Here is a 22677-nt window from a genome sequence, read left to right on the forward strand (position 1 = left end):
AGTCTGTAAGATATCTGTAGTAAGATTGTTCATAGGGAAGTCCTCTTTTCTGTGAATGTAGTGTGGTAACTCTATTCTACAGAAGGGGCTTCCTTTTTTCTATTTACACAAGATATTTTACACTCTCGCCTTACTTATTATATAGATAAATTCCAGCATGACAAGTCAGTTTACACTAATTTAACTTAAGGACATTATAAGCAATAAGTGTGAAAAATAAATGAAATATTCGCTATCTTTAATAGGTAAACGTCTTTTAAGATATTTGATATCTATTGATATTGCCTGAGCAATTAATGCAAAACAAAAAACTACTGGATACACATAAGCTATCCAGTAGTTTTATTAATTAATTATTCATTGAGTAACTCTTCGTATAAATTAATATAGTCTTGAGCTGGGCCTTTCCAACTAAAGTCACTCTTCATTGCTTGCTCTACTAGCTGGTTCCAAGTTTCTTGATCATTGCGGTAGATATGTAGGGCTAAATTAATTACATCCATCATCGTTTGAGCATTAAATGGCGAGAAGCTGAACCCAGTCCCTTCACCAGTGAATTGATTATATGCCTGAACAGTATCTACAAGGCCACCAGTTTCGTGAACGATTGGTAAAGTCCCATATCTCATGGCCATCATCTGTGATAAACCACAAGGTTCAAACGCACTTGGCATTAAGAACATATCCGAACTCGCATAAATCATTTGAGCTAGCTCGACATCAAACATAATGCAAGAACGCATCTTATCGCGGTAAACTTCTTCAAAATATCTAAACGAGTTTTCAAATTGCTCTTCACCCGTACCGAGTAAGACGACTTGAACATCTTGTTGAAGTAAGTCATTCAATTTTTCTTCGATTAACTGGAAGCCTTTTTGATCTGTTAAACGACTTACCATTCCAATGATTGGTACATCAGGATTCTCTGGTAAACCTAAACGTCGTTGAAGTTCAAGTTTATTCTTAGTTTTCCCTGACATATCTTCAATTGAAAAATGATGTGGAATAAGTGGATCAGTTTCTGGATTGTTTGAATCATAGTCAATACCATTAATAATCCCACGTAATTTCCAACGATTATGACGAATCACAGCGTCTAAACCTTCACCAAATTCAGGTGTCGTAATTTCATTCGCGTAAGTTGGGCTGACGGTTGTTACACGATCAGAGAAATTAATTCCACCTTTTAGATAGTTAACTAATTCATTATATTTAACGCCGTCATCCGTAAAAGTGTTATAACTTGTCCCAAAGACATTCGTTAATATATTTGGATCATAAATTCCTTGGAAGCGAATATTATGAATCGTAATCACTTTACGAATTGACTTCAAGGCATTCTTCCAATGATATCTATCCACTAACATGGCTGGTATCATTGCTGTTTGCCAATCATTACAGTGAATAATATCTGGAATGAAGTCTACTACTTCCATCATTTCTATAATAGCAGTTGAGAAGTAAGCAAAGCGCTCGCCATCATCCCACTCACCGTATAAATCGGGTCGATCAAAATAACTTAAATTATCTATAAAGTAGTACATGACATTATCATGTTTCAATGTTTTGATTCCACAGTATACGTTTTTGTTTCCTAATTGAAAACGGAAATGAGAATGCTCCTCTAATTGGCTTTTGTATTTTTCTGGCATCTTTGTGTAATTCGGTAATACAACTCGAATATCAACGCCTTGTTTAACTAATTCCTTAGGTAATGCCGAAGCAACATCCCCTAGTCCTCCAGACTTAAAGAATGGTGCTGATTCAGCTGAAGCAAATAAAACCTTCATTTTTACCCTCCTAGTCTGCTAATACGTGTGAATTTTTACCAATAACTTTTATATCATCGGGTGCTCCAATAATTTTAGCACCTGGTTCCACAACCGTATTCTTATCGATGATTGCATAGTCAATTTGAGCACCTTCACCGACTTTTGTTCCCTGTAAAAGGATACTATTAAGTACAGTAGCATCTTTTTCTACAACCACACGACGGTTTAAAACTGAACGTTTAACTGTTCCTGAAATAAATGTATCACTCCCAACAAATGACTCACTTACTTTTGATTCAGGAGCATAGTAAGTGGGTGATCCGTGTTTTGATTTTGTTAAAATTGGAATGCTCGTTTGGAATAATGAAGAAAAAGTTGGGAAACTTAATAAATCCATATTCGCTTTGTAGTATTTATCAATTGTATCAATATTTGAAGCATAACCAGTATATTCAAATCCGTTTAATGAACAAGCTGTCGCATAATGTTGTAATAATTCATTAAGTTCTAGATAAACTTCGTCTTCAGTGGCTTGATCTAAGATACTTAGCATCTTATCAACACTTAAGAAGTACATATTTAAACCAAGATTTACTTTCCCTGTTTGACTTGGTACAACATAGTTTGTGAATTTCTCAATCTCATCGCCATTAAAGACAATACCATGTGCTAACATTTCATCGTCTGAAACTTGGTTCTCATCGAAGTGTTTGTAAACAACAGTTACACCTTTATCGTTTTGGATATGTTGTTGTCTAACTGCAAGAATATCAACGTTAGCAATAATTTTACTTCCGGCAACAAAGACATAATCTGCATTTGATCTCTCTAAAAATAAGCGGTGGTTATAATAAAAATCTTCATGTTCATGAGATTTTGGATGGTTTTTCTTCCAATCTTGGTGTGAGAAAGTAAATATACCTCCACTGACTTCAGATTGTAAATCCCAAGCAGCTCCTGAACGAACGTGGTCATAAATAGAACGACCAGATTCACCAATGAATAATCCGACAGATTCAATCTTAGCATACGCTAAGTCTGAAAGCATAAAGTCAATAATACGGTAACGTCCTGCGAATGGTAATCCAGCGATAGGACGATTGTTTGTTAAGGGTTTTAGTTGAGTTGTATCTTCTGTTAAATTTATAATTGCACAAATATTATTTTTCGCCATCATTCTTTGGGCCTCCTACCTTATCATAAAATCCAACTACAGCAATTTCATCTCTTGTTCCGACAACTTTCGCTCCGTCTGCGATCACTGCACCTTCACCAATGATTGCGTAATCTATCTCACAGTTTTCTCCAATGACAGCGTCAGACATAATGACTGAATTTGATACTGTAGTACCATGAGAAACGGTTACGTCTTGTGAAATAATTGAATCTGACACTTTACCAGCTACATAACTTCCGTCTACAATTAAAACATTCGAAATTTCTGCATCTTCAGTTAAGAACTGAGCACCCGTTACTTTATTTGATGTGTAGACTCTCCAAGAATTTCGCGTTTCATTTAATGGATGATCAGGGTTTAAATATCCCATATTCGCTTCCCATAGACTTTCAATCGTTCCTACATCTTTCCAGTAACCTTCGAATGAATAAGCAAAACAGTTCTCAGCGTTATCTAAATATGTTGGGATAACATCATGACCAAAGTCTTCTAATACACGGTCTTTAGCTGAATCTTTCACTAAATATCTACGAAGTGTTGGCCAGTCAAAGATATAAATTCCCATTGAAGCTAAGTTGCTCTTTGGCTCTGCTGGTTTTTCTTCGAATTCAATAATGCGGTTACTGTGATCTGTATTCATAATTCCGAAACGTGATGCTTCGCTCATATCAACTGGGATAACCCCAACTGTTAAACTTGCATTATTCTCAACGTGGAAATTATACATTTCACTGTAATCCATCTTGTAAATATGGTCTCCTGATAAAATTAAGACGTTGTCAGGATTTAAAGAGTCTATATAACTTATGTTTTGATAAATAGCGTTCGCAGTTCCTTTAAACCACTTTTCGCCATCTGTACTTGAGTAAGGTTGTAGTATGGTTGCTCCACCATCACGACTATTTAAGCCCCAAGAAGCACCTTTTCCAATATGTTCATTTAACTCTAATGGTTGGTATTGCGTAACAACCCCAACGTTTTTAACTCCAGAGTTAGCACAATTACTTAAAGCAAAATCAATAATTCGATACTTTCCACCAAAAGGTACGGCTGGTTTAGCGATATTCTTCGTCAGGACTCCTAATCGAGTTCCTTGTCCACCAGCTAAAATCATTGCTATCATTTCATGTTTCATTTTACAGTTAGAATATTGTTGATCGTTGGCGAGACGGTTTAACTATGTTAACCAATATTCTATCTCCTTTCCTATTTCTTTACGCCTGAAATACGTTTGGGACGGATGTAAAGGACTGAAGTAGCAGGAATAATCGTCTTAATCGAAAACGGTTGGTCATTTGTGTCGATTGCTTCGGTTTTTAAATCTGCTATCGGGTCAACCCACGCACCACCGAATTCTTTCATTTCTGAATTTAATAAAACTTCATAAGTACCCTCGAATGGAACGCCAATGCGAACATCTTCTCTTTGTACAGGAACGAAGTTACAAATAATTATTAAAAAATCATTTGTTTTTTTACTATGTCTAATAAAGGTTAAAACACCTTCGTCATAATTATCTGCATCTAATACCGTCAACCCATCTACGGAATGATCCAATTCATGCAGTGATTTTTCTTTAAGACCTAAATGGTTTAAAGTACTCATGTAGTGTTGATATTCACTATTGTATTCTCTTTCCAAATCAATCCATTCTAATTCGTTATAGTATCGCCACTCTAAATATTGACCAATTTCATTCCCCATGAAATGCAGTACTTTACCAGGTTGAGCCATCATATAACCATGAATTAGTCTCAATGTTGCGAATTGATTGTAGCGGTCTCCTTGAATTTTACCTAACATAGAATTCTTACCATGTACGACTTCATCATGTGAGTATGGTAGGATATAGTTTTCATTTAACTGATACATGAAAACAAAGGTAATCAATGTTAAATTTTTTGGCCGATAGAGTGGATCCATCTCAAAGAATTTCAACGTATCATTCATCCAACCCATGTTCCATTTGAAGTCAAAACCAAGGCCACCTTCCTCGACACTCTTTGTGATGCCGTTCCAATTAGTACTTTCCTCAGCCATCATGATTGCTTGGGGCCATTCTTCATGAACAACGGTGTTTAATTTCTGTAAGAAATCAATACCTTCAAGCTTAATGTTCGTTCCTTCTTCATTTGGAGTCCACGGCCCTTCATCAAAATCTAAGTAAAGCATATTAGATACGGCATCCACTCGAATGCCATCTATGTGAAACTCTTTTAACCAGAATAATGCGTTGGACATTAAGAAGCTTTGAACTTGAGTTCTCCCTAAGTCAAAATTAAGTGTTCCCCAGCCAACATTATTCGCTTTATTCAAATCTTGGTATTCAAACGTTGGTGTACCATCAAAATATGCTAACCCATTTGAATTTCGTGAATAATGTCCTGGAACCCAATCTATAAGAACGCCGATGCCGTTTTGATGAGCGTAATCGACGAATTCTTTTAATTCATCAATCGTTCCATATCGTCCACACACTGCATAAAATCCAGTGATTTGATAACCCCAAGAGGCGTCTAAGGGGTGATCCATTAATGGCATAAACTCGATATGCGTGTAACCCATCTTCTTCACATAAGGTACTAATGTTTCAGCAAGTTCTTGGAAACTATAACTTCTTCCATCTGTATGTTGACGCCAAGAACTAAAATGCACCTCATAAATTTGTAAAGGTTCTTCTAGTATGTTCTTCTCACGCTGTTTTTTAATCCAACTTGAGTCATTCCACTCATAGTCGGGTAAATCCCAAACAATTGACGCATCTTTCGGTGCCGTCTCGTGTCGGTAGGCAAAGGGATCCATCTTATATTCAATATGTCCGACACCGTTATCAATACCATATTTATAATGTTGCCCCTTTAAATCTTCATTAAAGTATATTGACCAAATGCCGCCATCAATATATTCTAATTCCTTCAAATTCCAATTTGTAAAGTCACCTTGAATAAATACTTGTTTCGCGTATGGTGCCCAAACATTAAATCGGTAACCAATCTTATTGCCGTCTTCAACCCGCTGACTTCCTAAAAATTTATAGGCTTGTCTATGGGTTCCTTGATTGAAAAAATAAATATCCTTTTCAAAATTCGAAGCTTTGGCAAGTTCACTATTCATTTAATCCCCTCCTTATTAGCATCTAGTACTATAGTTTTATTATAACATGAAAGCGCTTTTTTCTGTATCATTCTGTTAACTCCCGTAACAATATTTTGTAATAAAATATATTTAACAATGTTCATATTTTCATTATAACCTATATCTCATTTTTATTTAATCAAAAAATGAAAATTTACATTTTCTTAACAATTAAATTCGTTTATGGCACAAAAAAACCACGAAGAATTAATTCTTCGTGGTTTTATTCGAACGGCGAAATTAATATAATTAATCGAAGTCTCTGTTCACAGCAGAGAGCTTGCTATACTCGTCTTCCCGACGTTGATGTTAGTCAGTAGTATATCACCTTGCAATCTACCTGATCGCTTTTCGACTCATCGCATAATACTATTATATAGCATTATCATTTTTTAGCAATTACTTTTTTAACGAATTTAATTAGATTATGATTAAATCAATTTCTTTTTTTTATTTGTACTCATTAATTTAATTTTATCTTGAGTTTTATTTAATTTATATAGTTAAAGTTTTCATAAAAGATTTTAATTCAGCGATGAAATCTGTTTCATAAATACTTTTTTAATTAATTAATTTTCCCTTTATGAAGATAGGAAACTATATCTACCATTCTTTGGCGGTGATGTGCCAGGTTTATTAGATTAAGATTAAAATAAGTGTTGATTTTTAATTTTAATTATTATACACTTACTTTATCAACAAAAAGGAGGCAAAGTATTATGCAAAAATCTAACCCAAATATTCAATCTAACATTCAGCGATGCTTTGCTATCCAAAATATAGCTTTATTATTAGACATGCCTTAGGATTTTAATCATTAATGATTAGAGTCCTATTCTTCGTGAATACGGGCTCATGTCACATGACGAGCCTGAATAACTCAGGCTCGTTTTTTTTGTTGACTATTACTAAATAAATGAGGTGGTAAACGTGGATAGCTTATCAGACTTATCAGATTTATCGGACTTATATATGACTTTAAAATACACAATTTACCAAATTAAACTAGGAGGAACTTAAATGTTCAATTCAATTAGAAAAAAACTTACAAAAATTATTGCTACTGCTACCATTGCTACTAGTGCATTCACACCTACCTTTACAGCTTTTGCCCAGGACGAAGATCCAATTAATCTAGGTGTTATTTATGAATTATCCGGTGCCGTAGCAGCATACGGAATTACACAATCCAACGCGATTAAGATGGCGGTTGAAGAAATTAATGAAGATGGCGGAGTGATGGGTCGTCCTTTTAATATCGTTGAGTACGACACTAAATCAGATGATACAGAAGCTGCCATGATTGCGACTCGTTTAGCAACCCAAGATGATGTTGTTGCAATGATTGGTCCTGCGACAACAAGTCAAATGCAAGCAGCAATCCCAGCAGCAAATGAATATCAAATCCCATTAATTTCTCCATCAGTGACTAATAATGATATTACCTTTGATGACGATGGAAATGTTCAGCCCTTCGTATACCGTTCATCATGGCCAAATTCATTCCAGGGTTCTGGGATTGCTAAATTTGGATACGAAAATATGGAAGCAGAAAAGATGGTCGTTCTATATGATAACTCAAGTGATTATGGTTCTGGGCTATATGATAATTTTGTTGAAGGTTATGAAGGAGAGATTGTCCATACTGAAACTTTCACACCGGAGATGAATGACTTTAGTGCGATTATCTCAAACATTGCTGCTCAAGATTTTGATGCAATTACTATACTAGCCTTTTATCAAACTGCTGGTCCAATTGTTAAACAAGCTCGCGAGTTTGGTATCGATGCTCCAATATTAGGTTCTAATGGATTCGGTAATGATATTATTTATGAATTGGCTGGCGCTGAGAATATGAATAACGTTTACTACGCTTCACTTTACCCTATTCAAGATGAAGACGAATTTGTTGAAAAATACCGTGATCAATTTGACTCAGATCCAGATATGTTTGCTGCTCTAGCTTACGACACAATTTATATGCTTAAGAGTGCCATTGAACAAGCAGGTAGTGATGACCCAGTTGCAGTCAATGAAGCGCTTGAAAATCTTGAAGAATTCTCTGGAATTACCGGCGACTTTATCTTTGATGAAAACCATAACCCGACAAAAAATGTTGTAAATATGATTGAAATTCAAAATGCTGAAGAAACTGCAGTTCATGAAGTGGTCTTTGACTAAAAATAGAAGTACCCAAAAAACCGCTACAAGCTTGAATTCAAGCTTGTAGCGGTTTTTTGGTGTCTTGTTATTTGTTAGACATTACTTCTAAACGGTATCCATCTGGATCTGTAATAAAGAAGTATGTAGTTGAATTATCTGATAAAGATTTCATTTCGGTCATTTCATAGCCAGATGCTTTTGCTTTTTCGAAAGTTTCTTCTAAGTTATCAACACCTAAAGCTAAATGACTGAATCCATTACCGATTGTATAAGTTTCTGAATCGTAATTGTAAGTAAGCTCTAATTCAAAATCACTTCCAGGAACCGTTAAGTATGATAAAGTAAATTTATCTTCCGGAAAATCTTTCTCGCGACTCACTTCAAAATCAAATACACCCATATAGAATTCTTTTGATGCTTTTAAATCTTGTACACGAATACAAGCATGTAGTAATGTTTGTGCCATTCCCTCACTCCTCATTTATAATAAATTAAATATATCAGACAAACGAATGACAAACAAATTATTGACCTTACATATCCATCGTTGAGAATGCAAATGGTACTAAACCTTCCACACTAGTTTCTAAGACTTTACCATCTTTACGCGTTAAGTATACTGGTGTCTCAGGTTCACAAAATTCGACCATCACTTGACGACAAATACTGCAAGGTGGTAGAAATTCATCTGTATCGCCTGAAACCGCAATCGCTTTAATTGTTTTAGGTTGATAGCCTTGACTGATTGCTGTGAAAATTGCGCTACGTTCTGCGCAATTAGTTGCACCAAAGGAAACGTTTTCAATATTTACCCCGGTAAATAATTCTCCATCATTCATTTCGATGGCTGCACCGACTCTAAAATTTGAATAAGGGGAGTACGAATTAGGCTTAATATTTATTGCTTCTTCGACTAATTTATCTATCTTTTCTTGCTTCATACTAACACCATCCTTTTATTTGTAACTATATTATAGCTTATAATCAGCTAAAATAATTATTTTTTTGTAAAAAAAAGTCTTTTAAGTGAGGATGTTACGCCTCACTTAAAAAACTTTATATATGACTAATTTTCAAATTTATTTCTTAATTGGTCCCCATCAAAAAGGTAATCTTTATCTTCTGTTACTAAAACTGGGATACCTACTTGATTTGTTTCTTTTTTATCATTAAAGACAGCTTCATTATCACGAACTGCCAAGAATTCTTTTAGGTTAGAAATCGATTCAGTGATATTCACACTTTTGAAACGAACCTCTAAACGGTTCAACTCATTTAGAAACGATTTGGTGTCTGGACATACATCACTATAATATAAAATATTGTTTTCCATTTTTTCACTCCTATTTTTTACCTAATTTATTTATACGTTACATTCCTCATAATTTCAACTATTTTGATTTGCTCATCATTCAACTTTTAAGTATAATTGGACAATGAGTGATAAAATTCGATAGAAAAAACTTGAATTCTATTTAATATTTATTGTCATATTAATGGAGGTAACAATGGAAATAAATGAAAAAAACGATAACCAAAGTTGGTTGCTTCGTTTCGTAAAAGGTATGTTTGTTGGATCAGGCTTTATTGTCCCTGGTGTTAGCGGGGGTGCACTCGCAGCAATCTTCGGTATCTATGAAAGAATCATTAATTTTTTAGCTAATATTACTAAAAACTTTAAAGAAAATGTTCGCTTCTTTTTACCGGTTGGTATTGGGGCGTTGGTAGGTATTGCCATTCTTTCTTGGGGAATTAGTTATTTACTTGGTTCTTTCGAAGTCATTATTACTTGGTTCTTTATTGGTGCTATTGTTGGAACCGCTCCGGCTCTTTGGGCTGAAGCTGGAAAAGAAGGGCGTGATAGAAAAGATTATATAATTATGATCATCGCTTTTGTTTTCGGTATTATTCTACTTGGTTTTGGGAATCAGCTATTCAATGGTGCGGTTCAACCAAGTTTTATTGCTTGGATGGTCTGTGGTGCTTTAATTGCATTGGGAATCTTAATCCCCGGAATGAGCCCATCAAACTTTATTCTATATATGGATTTATATCAAGCAATGGCAGACGGATTTAAAACTTTTGATTTGGTTATCATTATTCCAATCGGAATTGGTGGTTTAATCACTATTTTATTACTTGCTAGAGTAATCGAGAAGATTTTCAGTACAAATTATAGTGAATTCTTCCACTTTATCGTTGGAATTGTGTTGGCATCAACTATAATGATTGTACCTCTTGGTTCAAAATACGCTGGCTTTAGCTTTTTAGAATTCTTGATGTGTTTTGTATTATTCACTCTGGGTGCTCTTTTAGGCTGGTGGATGTCACAACTTGAAAATCGTTATAAGTAAACTAATATTTAATAAAGCTCCTCATTTAATCCTGATATTGGGTTAAATGAGGAGCTTTTTGGTACAGCTGATTATAAGACTAGTTCTGCTTCGACAATTTCTTGGATATATCTTTGTGTATTATTCTCTGCATGCTTAAATGTAATTATGTCTAAAAGCATCGACAGTGCGCTATTCCCTAATTTTTGAGCATTAATATCCACGAATAACTCGTACTTTTCACAAGATTTATAAGACTCATATGCTTTAAAAGTTGCCATTGGAATAGGCTCTTTTCCAGCTGTTTCCCAGCCAGAACGAATCCCCCGAGCAACCAGCTGGTCAGCTATAACCACCCCATCTAATTCGGGCAATTCTAATAATTTTTCAACTAACTGATATCCTACGTTTGATAGGAATTGAAACTCATTGAATACAAGCGACTGATCCACTTCTATTCCATGCTCTTCAAGCGCTTTACGATACCCTTCATATCTTAATTCGATAAAGTTTAACGACTTCTCTCCCCCAACAAAAGCAATCTTTTTCCTGCCTTGCTTAATAATTTGAGAAGTTATTTCATATGACATGCCTTCATTGTCATTATCCACTGAGTTCACCGCCTTAATTGTTGGCGTTCCAATAACAACAAATGGAAAATTAATTTCTTTTAAGAAGTGAATAATTTTATCATTTATTTTTGAATAAAGAAAAATCAATCCATCGACTTGTTTACCAAATACCATAGTCTTAATTCGATCAAGTCTCTCATCTTCCGTATTTCCTGAACTTAAAAGTAATGTATACTTTTCTTCATTCGCCACTTCATTCATACCACGTAATACAGTTGGAAAGAATGGATTTTGATAGAATGTATCTGTATTATCTGGCAATACTAAGCCAATAATACGTGAGGTACTATTAACAAGACTTCTTGCGTTCATATTTGGATAATACTTTAATTCATCCATAATTGTTCTAACTTTTGTCTTTGTCTTTTCACTGATTGATGGGCTATTTGATATAACCCTAGAAACAGTAGAGGGAGAAACTCCTGCTACTCTAGCAACATCTTTTATTGTTACTGACATTTTTACACCTCAATCTGATAATTCGTCCCTTTTACGCAAACGATTGCGTTTTTTTAATTATACTAAAACATTGTCCTTAAAGCAATCACAGTCTGTAATAAAATATTTTAATCGCTTTCATTACGAAAACGTTTGTTTTTTATTTGTTTCTCTCTTATAATGGAATTGTATTAATTATTACATCTCCTTTTCGTTATGTAAGAGTTTTCAGTTATCTTAGCGAAAGCTTTTGCATAACGGAAAGGATACAAGAAAATTATTTTAGTAGGAGGTTATACAATTTGACACGTACAAGTGGTGTATTAATGCACATATCATCATTGCCAGGCCCTTTTGGCATTGGAACATTTGGACAATCTGCTTATGATTTTGTTGATTTTCTAAAAGAGACGAAACAAACTCATTGGCAAATTCTTCCGTTAACAACAACCAGTTACGGTGACTCGCCTTATCAGTCCTTTTCAGCTTTTGCGGGTAATACGTATTTTATAGACTATACTCTTTTGGAAGAAGATGGTTTATTAGAGAAAAATGATTATGAATCGGTCAACTTTGGAGATGATCCCGAAAAAGTGGATTATAGTTTAATTTACAAAGTTAAACGCCCTATCTTAGAAAAAGCCGTGAAACGGTTTATTGAACTGGGTGACTTTGACGATTACTACCGCTTTGAAGAAGCAAATAAGGATTGGCTCATTGATTTTAGTGAATTTATGAGTATTAAAGAAAGTTTCAATGAAGAACCTTGGTATAACTGGGACGAAGCGAGTATTAATCGAGAACCTGAAACAATGAAGGAATATCGTGAGACACTCAGTGATCAAATTAATTATCATAAAGTGACTCAATATTTATTCTTTAAACAATATAATCAATTAAAGAAATATGCGAATGATAATCACATTCAAATTGTTGGGGACATCCCTATCTACGTATCTAGAGATAGTGTAGAAATGTGGGCAACACCTCAATACTTCAAGATGAAGAACAAAGTAGAACCAACGCATGTTGCTGGAACACCGCCAGATAGCTTTTCAGATGACGGGCAATTCTGGGGGAATCCAATTTATGATTGGGAATATATGAAGGAAAATGGCTATGACCGGTGGATTTGGAGATTAAAAGAAAGCTTTAATCTATACGATGTTGTTCGTATTGACCATTTCCGTGGGTTTGAATCTTTCTGGGAAGTTCCTTACGGATCAAAATCATCGGCAGCGGGTCAATGGACAAAAGGTCCTGGCTATGACTTATTCAAACATATTACTGATGCCCTTGGTGAACTAAATATTATTGCTGAAGACTTAGGTTTCATGACTCAAGAAGTTATTGATATGCGTGATAAGACTGGTTATCCTGGTATGAAGATTTTACAATTTGGTTTTAATGGTTTCGAGGATAGTATCGAACTACCTCATAACTACATTCCGAATACTGCAGCCTATGTGGGAACGCATGATAATATGACTGCTCGTGGATGGTATGAAGATACTACGAACCAAGCAATGAGAGACCAGTTAGATTCTTACTTAAACAGACGCTCTGGAGAAAAAATCTCTGAGGCATTAAACCGTGGAATCGCTTCTTCTGTGAGTGATTTCGCCATTTACACAATGCAAGACTTACTCGATTTAGATAATAGTGCCCGAATGAATGAACCATCAACCATTGGGCATAACTGGCAATGGCGTATGTTAGACGGTGCGATTGATGAACCTCTTAAAGAGTCATTAACTAAACTCACTGTCGAGTACTTCCGTGCACCTCAACAATATAACCCTGAGCAAAATGAAGAAAATACGGATGAATACGTTGAGTTGGAAGCATCAGACACTAAAGGTGAGTATCACCCAGCACCAGAATTAGATGATGTGGAAACAGATATATAAGAGTTATTAGTGTCTATTTACTTTTATAATCAGTAATATAAATGTAGTACGTTACTTAAAATAAATCAACCCATAAAGGAGTTCAAAATGAGTATTTTAGAAAATTATGTTTTAGATAACTTTGATAAGCCGATTCGTGAGTGTTCGGATCAAGAGATGTATAAGGTCTTACTAGATCTTGTTCGTGACAAATCACGTGAATTACCTACAAATGATGACAAAAAGAAGAAATTATACTACTTTAGTGCGGAGTTCTTAATTGGTAAATTATTATCAAATAACCTTTTAAACTTAGGTATTTACGATGAAGTAAACAATGAGTTAATCGCCAATGGTAAAAACATCATGGACATTGAGCAAGCAGAATTAGAACCTTCATTAGGTAATGGTGGATTAGGTCGTTTAGCAGCTTGTTTTGTCGATTCAATTACAACTTTAGGTATTAATGGTGATGGTGTTGGACTGAATTATCATTTTGGTTTATTTAAACAAGTCTTTAAAGATAACCAACAAACTCAACTCCCTGATCCATGGATTACGGAAGAATCATGGTTAATCAAAAACGAAAAATCATATGAAGTGCCATTTAATAACTTTACTCTAAAATCAACTTTATATGATATCGATGTCTTAGGTTATAATAGCGATACTCGAAATCGATTACGACTGTTCGACTTAGATTCAGTAACAAGTGATATTATCGAAGAAGGAACGATTCACTTTGATAAGACTAATATCGAAGAAAACTTAACATTATTCCTATACCCTGATGATTCAGACCGTGAAGGAGAATTATTAAGAATTTTCCAACAATACTATATGGTATCGAACGGTGCGCAGTTGATTCTTGATGAAGCTGTTGCTCGTGGAAGTAATTTACACGATTTAGCAGAATATGCAGTCATTCAAATTAACGATACTCACCCTGCTTTCGTTATTCCAGAAATGATTCGTCTATTAACACAACGTGGTATTGATTTTGATGAAGCCATTCAAATCACTCAAACAATGACAGCATTCACTAACCATACAATCTTAGCTGAAGCTTTAGAAAAATGGCCAATAGATGAATTAGAACAAGTTATGCCAGAAATTGCGAACATTATCCGTGAATTAGATAATCGTAAAAAAGATGAATTCCCTAATAATCACGCCGTATCAATTATTGATGAACACGACCGTGTACATATGGCACATATGGCTATTCATTATGGTTACAGTATCAATGGAGTGGCTGCATTACATACTGAAATCTTAAAAAATTCAGAATTAAAAGCATTCTTTGATATTTATCCGAATAAATTTATTAACAAAACAAACGGTATTACGTTCCGTCGTTGGATTATGGACGCAAATAAAGAACTTGCTGACTTCATTGATGACCTTATTTCAGATGAGTGGAGAACTTCAGCGAATCTAGAACCATTATTAGACTTTAAAGATGATGAAAATGTCCTTACTAAATTGCGTGCAATCAAGTTTAATAATAAACAACGTCTAAGTCACCGATTAGAAACTATGCAAAATGTTACGATAAACGAACATTCAATTATTGATGTTCATATCAAACGTATTCATGAATACAAACGTCAACAAATGTTATTACTTTATATCATTCATAAATACAATGACATTAAGAATGGTAACATTCCAAAAACACCAATTACAATTATCTTTGGTGGTAAAGCTGCAGCAGCTTATACAATCGCAAGAGATATTATTCACGCTATCTTAACTGTATCTGAAATTATCGCCAATGATGATGATGTCAATGAGCATTTCCAAGTAGTTATGGTAGAAAACTATAACGTAACTCATGCACAGTATTTAATTCCGGCTACAGACATTTCAGAACAAATTTCGCTCGCATCTAAAGAAGCAAGTGGAACAGGTAACATGAAATTCATGCTGAATGGTGCCTTAACACTATGTACTTTAGATGGTGCTAACGTTGAGATTGCTGATTTAGTTGGTGAGGAAAACATCTATATCTTCGGTAAACGAAGTGAAGAAATTGTAGATTTATATGCTACAAATGGTTACAACGCTCGTTCATACTATGAACGAGAAACAATTAAACCGTTAGTTGATTTCTTAATGGATCCTAAGATGCTTGAATTAGGTAACGAAGGTCGCTTATCTCGCTTACATTATGACATGATTAACAAAGATTACTTCATGGCTTTAATTGACCTTGAAGAATTCATTGAAATCAAAGAGAAAGTTTATGAAGATTACGAAGACCACGATACATGGACTCGTAAAGCATTAATTAACATTGCTAAAGCAGGATTCTTCTCTTCAGATAGAACAATTAATGAATACAACCGTGACATCTGGCATTTAGAACAAAAAGTTAAAAACGTAAATTAATATAATGTTTTGTTATATGAGCAAAAGGGCAATTCCGTTTGGAATTGCCCTTTTTTTGTTCAATTAAATAACTTTACGTTCAAATGGCTCGATGCTAATTCCGTCATTCAATACTTGTTTTGCATATTCTTTTGCTGAAAATAAAGAGTGGTCTTTATAATTTCCACATTCGATTGCTGTAGTTGCTTCAATCACATCTGCTTCAATAATTATATTTAAGACTTTCTTTAATGCTTCTGCAATTTCTTCTGGACTGTGATCATTCCAAGCAACCATGTAGAAACCAGTACGGCAACCCATTGGCGAGATATCAATAAGACCTTCGATTTCATCACGCATATGAATTGCTAAGAAGTGCTCTAATGTATGAACAGCACTGGTTGGTAAAGCATCTTTGTTAGGTTGCAGAAATCTTAAATCATACTTCTCAATTACTGCTCCCTTTTCATGCTCTTCTTTACCCGCTAATCTTACATAAGGTGCTTTTACTTTGTTATGATCTAACGAAAAACTTTCTACTTTAGCCATTATCATTGTCCTCCTTGTTTTATATAGACGAATTCTTATTTTCTTTCATACCATATCTTAACATATAATTGAATAAAAGGTCATTTAAGAAATATTTCAGACAAAAAAACCCAGCAAGCACCGGGGGAGATACTTGCTGGATTAGGAGATTTTGAATGATTTAGTTATATTATTTTCTATCTCTCCAAAGTTTTGTATCCCATAAACCACAGAATGGATCTACTGAGCTTGCGCCTTGGAATTCAGATTCGCCAGCTAATTTCATAACTAGTTCTTCCATTGTTACTAACATACCATCTTAAGTATTAATGTATGTACCTACCTGTGGAAAGTCAGCTAAATCGAATGGATTTTGAACTGAAACATAAATAGTTGGAAATTCGCGAACATAGAATGGACTATCTGGAGTACTTTTAGATGTTGGCCAAATAGTACGTTGGATAGTACAAGCACTGTTAACATCCCTACGTTAATGATTAAATCATAATTTTCAGTTAAGTTAAAATGGATTGTTTTTGAGCATAAACGTTCGCAATAGCTGCTCCACGTTCTTCTTCAGGTAACTTCATGATTTTATCTTCAGTTGATTCCCAAACTGATACTTCATGTCCACGTTCTTCTAATAATGCTTTCAAGTGGTCATGTGCTTTTGGTTTATTACCAGCGATCATAGCACCGAATCCACCTTTAATACCTGATACTGGTACTAATAAGATACGTTTGTAACGTTCTGGTGTTACTGGGAATAAATCTTTTTGTTTATCTTTAACTAAAGTGATTGCTTTATCTGCAACTTCACGAACAACTTCTGTGTTAGCTTCTGTTGCGATTCTTGATAGAGCTTCTTCTTTCGGTAACATAATTTCTTCACGTGGAGTATTATGTAAACCAATTTTAGCTTTAAGACCTAAAGTACGACGAATTGCATCGTGTAAACGTTCTTCAGTTAATAGACCGTTTTCTAGTCCTTCTTTCATCCATTGGAAGTCTTCGTCTGGATCATTGAAGAATAAGAATAAGTCACATCCAGCTTCAATCGCTGTTGGTAACATTTCACGACGAGGTAATGAAGCAGCCATCGCTACCATGTGTGAAGCATCTGTTACGATAATACCGTTAAATCCAACTTTACCACGTAATAATTCGTCTAATAAAGTTTTGTTTAATGACGCTGGTAAGAAATCATCTTCGCCACGTTCTGGGTGTAATGCTTTTTCTTATTCTGGTAAGTGAATATGTTCAGGAGGGAACAGTCTAGATAATGCACCGGTGGAAAACTTTTTTGGTTTATTGAAGTAAGAAATGTACTGCGGTGAAACAATTGAAAGTATCGGGGAGTTAGAAGCACGAATCAGATCATATATTTACTGGTACAATCACGAATGTATTAATACAAAACTAAGTGGCTTGTCACCTATATTGAATAGGTGACAAGCCACTTAGAAAAATATTCGATTAAAGTCCATTTTTAAGGGTCACTACATTCAGTGGTGTTTTTCAAGTTTGTCTACTTTTTATTCTTTTTTCAAGTTGTTTTTCTTATTTTGTGATAAACTTCTGCGGTTCGTTACAATATGAATTCGCATCACATCTTCCGCTAAAATCGGATCCCTACTTTTAATTGCATCCATAATCTCTCTATGCGATACAATCGTTTCGTCTTTGATTCGGTTACTTGTGTAGTAATCATAATAACGAGAAATCGATTGATTAATTATCGAAACTAAGTTTGACATAGCTACGTTGCCACTCATTTCAGAAACTAACTTGTGAAATTCAATATCCTTCTCAATATGCTCATCACTAAATGCTCCAATTTTTTCTTCGATTTCCAAACGTATTTTGTCTAATTCTTCAATTTGCTCGTCTGTTGCATTTGTTGCAGCTAGAGCAGCAACACGTGGTTCTAAAAGATATCTAATCTCAAATAAGTCTTCTGTTAGTTTAAGTGTATCCTTAACGAAGCTAAAGCCAAGTGGATCATCAACAATTCCTGTATTCTCACTGATATAAGTTCCTGAACCTTGTCTTACTTCAAGAATATTACGTGACACAAGCGTACGAACAGCTTCTCTTAATGTACTTCGCCCGACATTCACTTCTTCTGCTAACTTATATTCGTTTGGAAGCTTATCTCCTGTGGTTAAATTATTCGTAATTATATAGTTTAAGATAGACTCACTTGTTTGTTCAATTAAAGACTTAGCAGTCCCTTCCATTACCCTTCCTCCATATCATCTGATGATTTCAATCTTATATTACACTTTTTTCACATTTTTGCAAATGCTTTCAGTGTGTTTTCATCGTGTTTTTTATCATTTTATATCGTATATGGTCAGTGCATTTTGAATTTCTTTACGCATGTCCTTTGAGCGCCATTCTTTGACATAACCTAATGAATTCGTGATGTATAACGTTCCTTCTCTTTCAACTTCCCCTCTAAAATGAACATGTCCCATAATACTTTTCTCTATAGGATATTTTTCATATATGAGATTTATATCATCTGTCGCAATATAAGCATTAAAGAAATCAAAGACTCTGTGAGGTAAAGGCATCGTAAATTCTGGAATAGTAACCATATGAGTGACTAAGATATAGCTCTCAGCTTCCAATTTTTGAATGTCTTTTTCTAAAATCTCTGCAAAATATTTGGACATTTCAGGATCTTCTTTCGGCCATTGGATATATTTTTTATCCTGCCAGGTTACTCCTTTATAGCGTCCTTTTTTTATTTTGTCTAAACTAAATTTTTCTTTATTATATTTCACATAATTATACCAAGTTGTATGACCGACCAAGCCAACACGTTTGGTCAACATTCTAGGAGATTCAATGAGACATTGAGGATGTTCTTTGTATCTTTGGTAGATAGCCATTGTGTTAATATCTTCTCTATCCGTTTCTCGGTCCCACAAATCGTGATTGCCTGGAATAAAGTACACCAGAGTATTCGCTTGTTCCTGTAAGGCTTCGACAAAATGCGTCGTGACCTTATAACTATTCGCAATGTCGCCACCAATAACAAACATCTCTAATTCATTATTTTTTATTTCTTCTGTCAATACGTCAACATAGTCTTGAACTTCATATGTAAAGTTGTCTACATGTAAATCTGAAATAAAGCCTATTCGCATATTCATTCGCCTCCTTTTATTTATAATCCTGTGAAATATAAAAACGGTCCTTGTTTGTTATAAATATGCTCTTAAAGCACAGTATATAACAAATTAAGAACCGTTTCCTAATTAATTATCTATTATTTTAATTTAATAGTGGCTACTAAATCACCTTTTGACACTGTTCCGCTTGCTTTAACATCGATTTTATCAATAACTTCTGCACCGTTTGTAAATACTATAATCATATCTTTATCTTTTTCGTTCTCTTCAAGCTCAGTTAGGTTAACATCGGCAATATTATCACCTTTTGATACTTGCGTATTTTCATTTACGAGAATTGTAAATGGCTTACCTTCCAGTGATACAGTATCGATTCCCATATGTAATAAGATTTCTAATTCACCGACAGTGAAGCTCACGGCATGTTTTGTTGGGAAGATATTATCAACTTGACCATCAACAGGTGAGTTAATTGTCCCATTTGTAGGTCTAATCGCAAAGCCTTCTCCCATCATCTTTTGAGCAAAAACCTCATCTTGAACATCTTCAATATTGACAAATTCCCCGTCACACATTGCATAGACATTAACTTCTTTTACTACTTCTTTTTTATCTTTCTTCTTAAAAAAATTAAACATAGATCTTTACCTCCTATTGTTATTCACTTTAATTATACGATTAAAGCGCTCTATTACAAAATAATATCACTTAGGGTAATTTTCTCCCGCCACTTTTATAAACGTCATACCATTCTTGCTTAGTCAAATTAATTGAAAAAGCCTCACTCATATCTTTAATACGTTTAGGTGACATCGACCCAGCAATCGTCTGCATTTTAGCTGGATGACGATTAATCCAGGCAATCACAATCGCTTCTAGTGAAACGTTATAGTGTTCAGCTAAATTTCTCATCACCTTAGTCATTTCTTGATAATCAGGATGATTAATAAATAATCCTTCACTCAATGAAACTTGAAACGGCGACCACGGTTGAATCGTAATATCATTTAAACGGCAATACTCAAGAATGCTTCCATCATGATTAACTGACAAGTCATTCGTCATATTCACATTAAATCCTGCATCAATCATGGGTGTATGAGCGGGTCCAAATTGTAATTGATTGGCAACAAGTGGACGATTCAAGTGTTTTTGTAATAACTTGATTTGCCCAGGATTTTGGTTTGAAACACCAAAATATCTCACTTTACCACTCATATATAATACATCAAATGCTTCTGCCACTTCTTCTGGCTCCATTAAGGTATCGGGTCTATGAAGTAATAGAATATCTAAGTAATCTGTATCCAATCTTTCTAAGATACCGTCTGTCGCCTTCAAAATATGTTCTTTTGAGAAATCAAAGTAGCCATCACGAATACCTACTTTAGATTGTAGTATAATGTCTTCTCGTCTAACTTCTGAATCTTTAAGCGCTTGGGCGAACAGTATTTCCGATTGACCTTTTCCATAAATATCTGCATGATCAAAGAGTGTAATTCCTTGTTCAAAGGCCGTATTAATGATTTCAACAGCTTTCTCTTTTGATTCATCTGCCATTCTCATACACCCTAAGCCTAATTGACTGGCTGACAGTTGTGAAGATCCTATCTTAATCTTTTCCATTACAATCCACCTTTATATTTATTGCTTATATTTTAGTTCTCCATTTAAAAATGTTGCTTTTAATTCTAGGTCTTCTCCTACAATTATAAAGTCAGCATCTAAACCTGCTTTAATTTGGCCGCATACATCATCGATATCGACTGACTTAGCTGGGGAGTAAGATGCCATTCTTAAAGCATCTGCTTGAGACACAATGCCCCATTCAAACATATTCCGTACACTTTCATTTAAGCGAAGAATCGATCCAGCTAGATTCCCACCATCTTTCAGGCGAGCTTGTCCGTCTTTTACTACGACTTCAAGTTCCCCTAACATTGATTCACCGTCACCTAAGCCTCCTGCACGCATACAATCTGTTACAAGGACCGTTTCTTTAGGTCCGCGAGCTTTAACTACGACTTGAGCTGCTCCTGGGTGAACATGATGCCCATCACTAATTAATTCTGCGAAGACATTATCTAAGCCTAGTGCTGCCCCAACCATTCCAGGATTACGATGATGAAGTCCACTCATGGCATTGTAAGTATGAACAAATATATTTGCTCCAGCGTCCACGGCTTCTTTCGCTTCTTCATAACTAGCATCACTGTGAGCTAAAGCTGTTTTTACGCCAATTGTGTTTGCGAACTTGATAAATTCTTTTACTCCATCACGTTCCGGTGCAATCGCAATCTTCTTAACTAAGTCTTTCGATAAGTCATTCCAATGTTTTAACTTTTCAATCGATGGATCACTCATATAAGCTAAGTTTTGAGCGCCTTTATACTTTTCAGTAAAGAATGGTCCTTCTAGAAAAATACCGCGTATCTTTGCGCCTGCCACATCTTCATAGTTGTCTCCGATTGTTTGGCATACGTCGTTTAACTGCTCTGTTGGCGCTGTTAACGTCGTAGGTAGCCATGATGTCACACCACACGCTAGCAGTGCTTCTGATATCTCTTTAATCCCTTTGAAATCATTATCCATCACATCATGTCCCACATACCCATGGATATGTGTATCCACAAGCCCGGGTGCAATCGTATCTTCAGAATAATCTAAGATGTCGCCATCCGTTGGTTTCTCTAATGTTATCCCATTGAACTTGCCATCTTCTATAGCTAAGTAGCCATCTTCAATGACTTCGTCGGTTAAAATTATTTTTTTAGCGTGTACATATTGTGTCATGTATTTCAACTCTTCCCTTTTCAATTTACTTATATGATTATCATACCATTTTTTCGATTGAAAATGCCTTTATTTTACATCTATTTATAATAAAACACTCGTTAAAGAATGTATCGGTGACAACTTGTAATTGTGTCAATCATTCATTCAACGAGTGTAAATCTTTTATTTTTTGGTGTGTTGTAAGATGAAACGCAACACTAAAAAAAGACATGAAGATTCGTTATACTTAAGTCACCACAACATAGTATAAGGAGAGAATCTTCATGTCACACACTCATTTTAACACAAAGAAATCTAA

General features: G+C 34.8%; 18 protein-coding genes and 2 pseudogenes. 5 read left to right on the forward strand and 15 right to left on the reverse strand.

What is annotated here, in order from left to right; translation table 11 throughout:
* Nucleotides 1–353 precede the first annotated feature (353 nt).
* The 4 genes from glgA to glgB all read right to left on the reverse strand — a co-directional run bounded on the left by glgA (nucleotide 354) and on the right by glgB (nucleotide 6063).
* A complete protein-coding gene (glgA, locus tag ACEN33_RS08055) occupies nucleotides 354–1790 on the reverse strand; it encodes a glycogen synthase GlgA (RefSeq protein ID WP_407089875.1) in 1437 nt (478 codons plus the stop codon).
* Nucleotides 1791–1800: 10 nt separating this feature from the next.
* Nucleotides 1801–2949: a glucose-1-phosphate adenylyltransferase subunit GlgD gene (gene glgD, locus ACEN33_RS08060; RefSeq protein WP_407089876.1), complete on the reverse strand. Its 1149-nt coding sequence runs from the start codon at nucleotides 2947–2949 to the stop codon at nucleotides 1801–1803.
* Nucleotides 2933–4084 carry a glucose-1-phosphate adenylyltransferase gene (locus ACEN33_RS08065; protein ID WP_138403977.1) on the reverse strand — a complete coding sequence of 384 codons (1152 nt, stop codon included), beginning with the start codon at nucleotides 4082–4084 and terminating at the stop codon, nucleotides 2933–2935. The genes glgD and ACEN33_RS08065 overlap by 17 nt, the downstream gene beginning before the upstream one ends.
* 71 nt (nucleotides 4085–4155) lie before the next feature.
* Nucleotides 4156–6063, reverse strand: coding sequence for a 1,4-alpha-glucan branching protein GlgB (gene glgB, locus ACEN33_RS08070; protein ID WP_407094860.1), 1908 nt, complete (start codon nucleotides 6061–6063; stop codon nucleotides 4156–4158).
* 1041 nt (nucleotides 6064–7104) lie between these two features.
* Between glgB and ACEN33_RS08075 the strand changes: the two genes are divergently transcribed.
* The gene (locus tag ACEN33_RS08075; protein ID WP_407089877.1) at nucleotides 7105–8265 is read left to right on the forward strand and encodes an ABC transporter substrate-binding protein; all 1161 of its coding nucleotides are present in this window, start codon (nucleotides 7105–7107) and stop codon (nucleotides 8263–8265) included.
* Between the two features lie 67 nt (nucleotides 8266–8332).
* Here ACEN33_RS08075 and ACEN33_RS08080 read toward each other — a convergent pair whose 3' ends face one another.
* The 3 genes from ACEN33_RS08080 to ACEN33_RS08090 all read right to left on the reverse strand — a co-directional run bounded on the left by ACEN33_RS08080 (nucleotide 8333) and on the right by ACEN33_RS08090 (nucleotide 9580).
* On the reverse strand, nucleotides 8333–8713 hold the full coding sequence (locus ACEN33_RS08080; protein WP_407089878.1) for a VOC family protein: 381 nt from the start codon (nucleotides 8711–8713) through the stop codon (nucleotides 8333–8335).
* Nucleotides 8714–8780: 67 nt separating this feature from the next.
* A complete protein-coding gene (cdd, locus tag ACEN33_RS08085; RefSeq protein ID WP_407089879.1) occupies nucleotides 8781–9188 on the reverse strand; it encodes a cytidine deaminase in 408 nt (135 codons plus the stop codon).
* 125 nt (nucleotides 9189–9313) lie between these two features.
* Nucleotides 9314–9580 (reverse strand): glutaredoxin, encoded by a 267-nt coding sequence (locus tag ACEN33_RS08090; RefSeq protein WP_407089880.1) that lies wholly within the window; start codon nucleotides 9578–9580, stop codon nucleotides 9314–9316.
* 175 nt (nucleotides 9581–9755) lie between these two features.
* On the opposite strand from ACEN33_RS08090, the gene ACEN33_RS08095 reads away from it, so the two are divergent.
* Entirely contained in the window at nucleotides 9756–10601 is an 846-nt protein-coding gene (locus tag ACEN33_RS08095; RefSeq protein ID WP_407094861.1) for a DUF368 domain-containing protein, read from the forward strand.
* 71 nt (nucleotides 10602–10672) lie between these two features.
* On the opposite strand, the gene ACEN33_RS08100 is transcribed toward ACEN33_RS08095, so the two are convergent.
* The gene (locus tag ACEN33_RS08100; RefSeq protein WP_407089883.1) at nucleotides 10673–11671 is read right to left on the reverse strand and encodes a LacI family DNA-binding transcriptional regulator; all 999 of its coding nucleotides are present in this window, start codon (nucleotides 11669–11671) and stop codon (nucleotides 10673–10675) included.
* 245 nt (nucleotides 11672–11916) lie between these two features.
* Between ACEN33_RS08100 and malQ the strand changes: the two genes are divergently transcribed.
* Together malQ and ACEN33_RS08110 are read left to right on the forward strand one after the other, a co-directional pair.
* Entirely contained in the window at nucleotides 11917–13560 is a 1644-nt protein-coding gene (gene malQ, locus ACEN33_RS08105; RefSeq protein ID WP_407094865.1) for a 4-alpha-glucanotransferase, read from the forward strand.
* Nucleotides 13561–13647: 87 nt separating this feature from the next.
* Entirely contained in the window at nucleotides 13648–15933 is a 2286-nt protein-coding gene (locus ACEN33_RS08110; protein WP_407094862.1) for a glycogen/starch/alpha-glucan phosphorylase, read from the forward strand.
* A 63-nt stretch (nucleotides 15934–15996) separates the two neighbouring features.
* Here the strand turns inward: ACEN33_RS08110 and ACEN33_RS08115 are convergent, their stop codons facing one another.
* Together ACEN33_RS08115 and ACEN33_RS08120 are read right to left on the reverse strand one after the other, a co-directional pair.
* Entirely contained in the window at nucleotides 15997–16461 is a 465-nt protein-coding gene (locus tag ACEN33_RS08115) for an S-ribosylhomocysteine lyase (RefSeq protein WP_407089886.1), read from the reverse strand.
* A 169-nt stretch (nucleotides 16462–16630) separates the two neighbouring features.
* A pseudogene (locus ACEN33_RS08120) lies at nucleotides 16631–17699 on the reverse strand (glycoside hydrolase family 3 N-terminal domain-containing protein); the annotation flags it as partial.
* A 7-nt stretch (nucleotides 17700–17706) separates the two neighbouring features.
* Between ACEN33_RS08120 and ACEN33_RS08125 the strand changes: the two are divergent.
* Nucleotides 17707–17892, forward strand: a pseudogene (locus ACEN33_RS08125) (IS3 family transposase); the annotation flags it as partial.
* A gap of 83 nt (nucleotides 17893–17975) precedes the next feature.
* Here the strand turns inward: ACEN33_RS08125 and ACEN33_RS08130 are convergent.
* The 5 genes from ACEN33_RS08130 to nagA all read right to left on the reverse strand — a co-directional run bounded on the left by ACEN33_RS08130 (nucleotide 17976) and on the right by nagA (nucleotide 22376).
* On the reverse strand, nucleotides 17976–18680 hold the full coding sequence (locus tag ACEN33_RS08130; RefSeq protein ID WP_407089887.1) for a FadR/GntR family transcriptional regulator: 705 nt from the start codon (nucleotides 18678–18680) through the stop codon (nucleotides 17976–17978).
* Between the two features lie 96 nt (nucleotides 18681–18776).
* Complete coding sequence (locus ACEN33_RS08135) at nucleotides 18777–19598, reverse strand: metallophosphoesterase (protein ID WP_407089888.1); 822 nt, start codon at nucleotides 19596–19598, stop codon at nucleotides 18777–18779.
* 122 nt (nucleotides 19599–19720) lie between these two features.
* Complete coding sequence (locus ACEN33_RS08140; protein ID WP_407089889.1) at nucleotides 19721–20221, reverse strand: PTS glucose transporter subunit IIA; 501 nt, start codon at nucleotides 20219–20221, stop codon at nucleotides 19721–19723.
* A gap of 70 nt (nucleotides 20222–20291) precedes the next feature.
* Nucleotides 20292–21209 (reverse strand): aldo/keto reductase family oxidoreductase, encoded by a 918-nt coding sequence (locus ACEN33_RS08145; RefSeq protein WP_407094864.1) that lies wholly within the window; start codon nucleotides 21207–21209, stop codon nucleotides 20292–20294.
* An 18-nt stretch (nucleotides 21210–21227) separates the two neighbouring features.
* Nucleotides 21228–22376, reverse strand: a complete 1149-nt coding sequence (gene nagA / locus ACEN33_RS08150; protein WP_138405113.1) for an N-acetylglucosamine-6-phosphate deacetylase — start codon at nucleotides 22374–22376, stop codon at nucleotides 21228–21230.
* Nucleotides 22377–22677: the final 301 nt, after the last annotated feature.

Origin of the sequence: Ruoffia sp. FAM 24228, assembly GCF_045528575.1 — a bacterium.
Classification (GTDB): domain Bacteria; phylum Bacillota; class Bacilli; order Lactobacillales; family Aerococcaceae; genus Ruoffia; species Ruoffia halotolerans.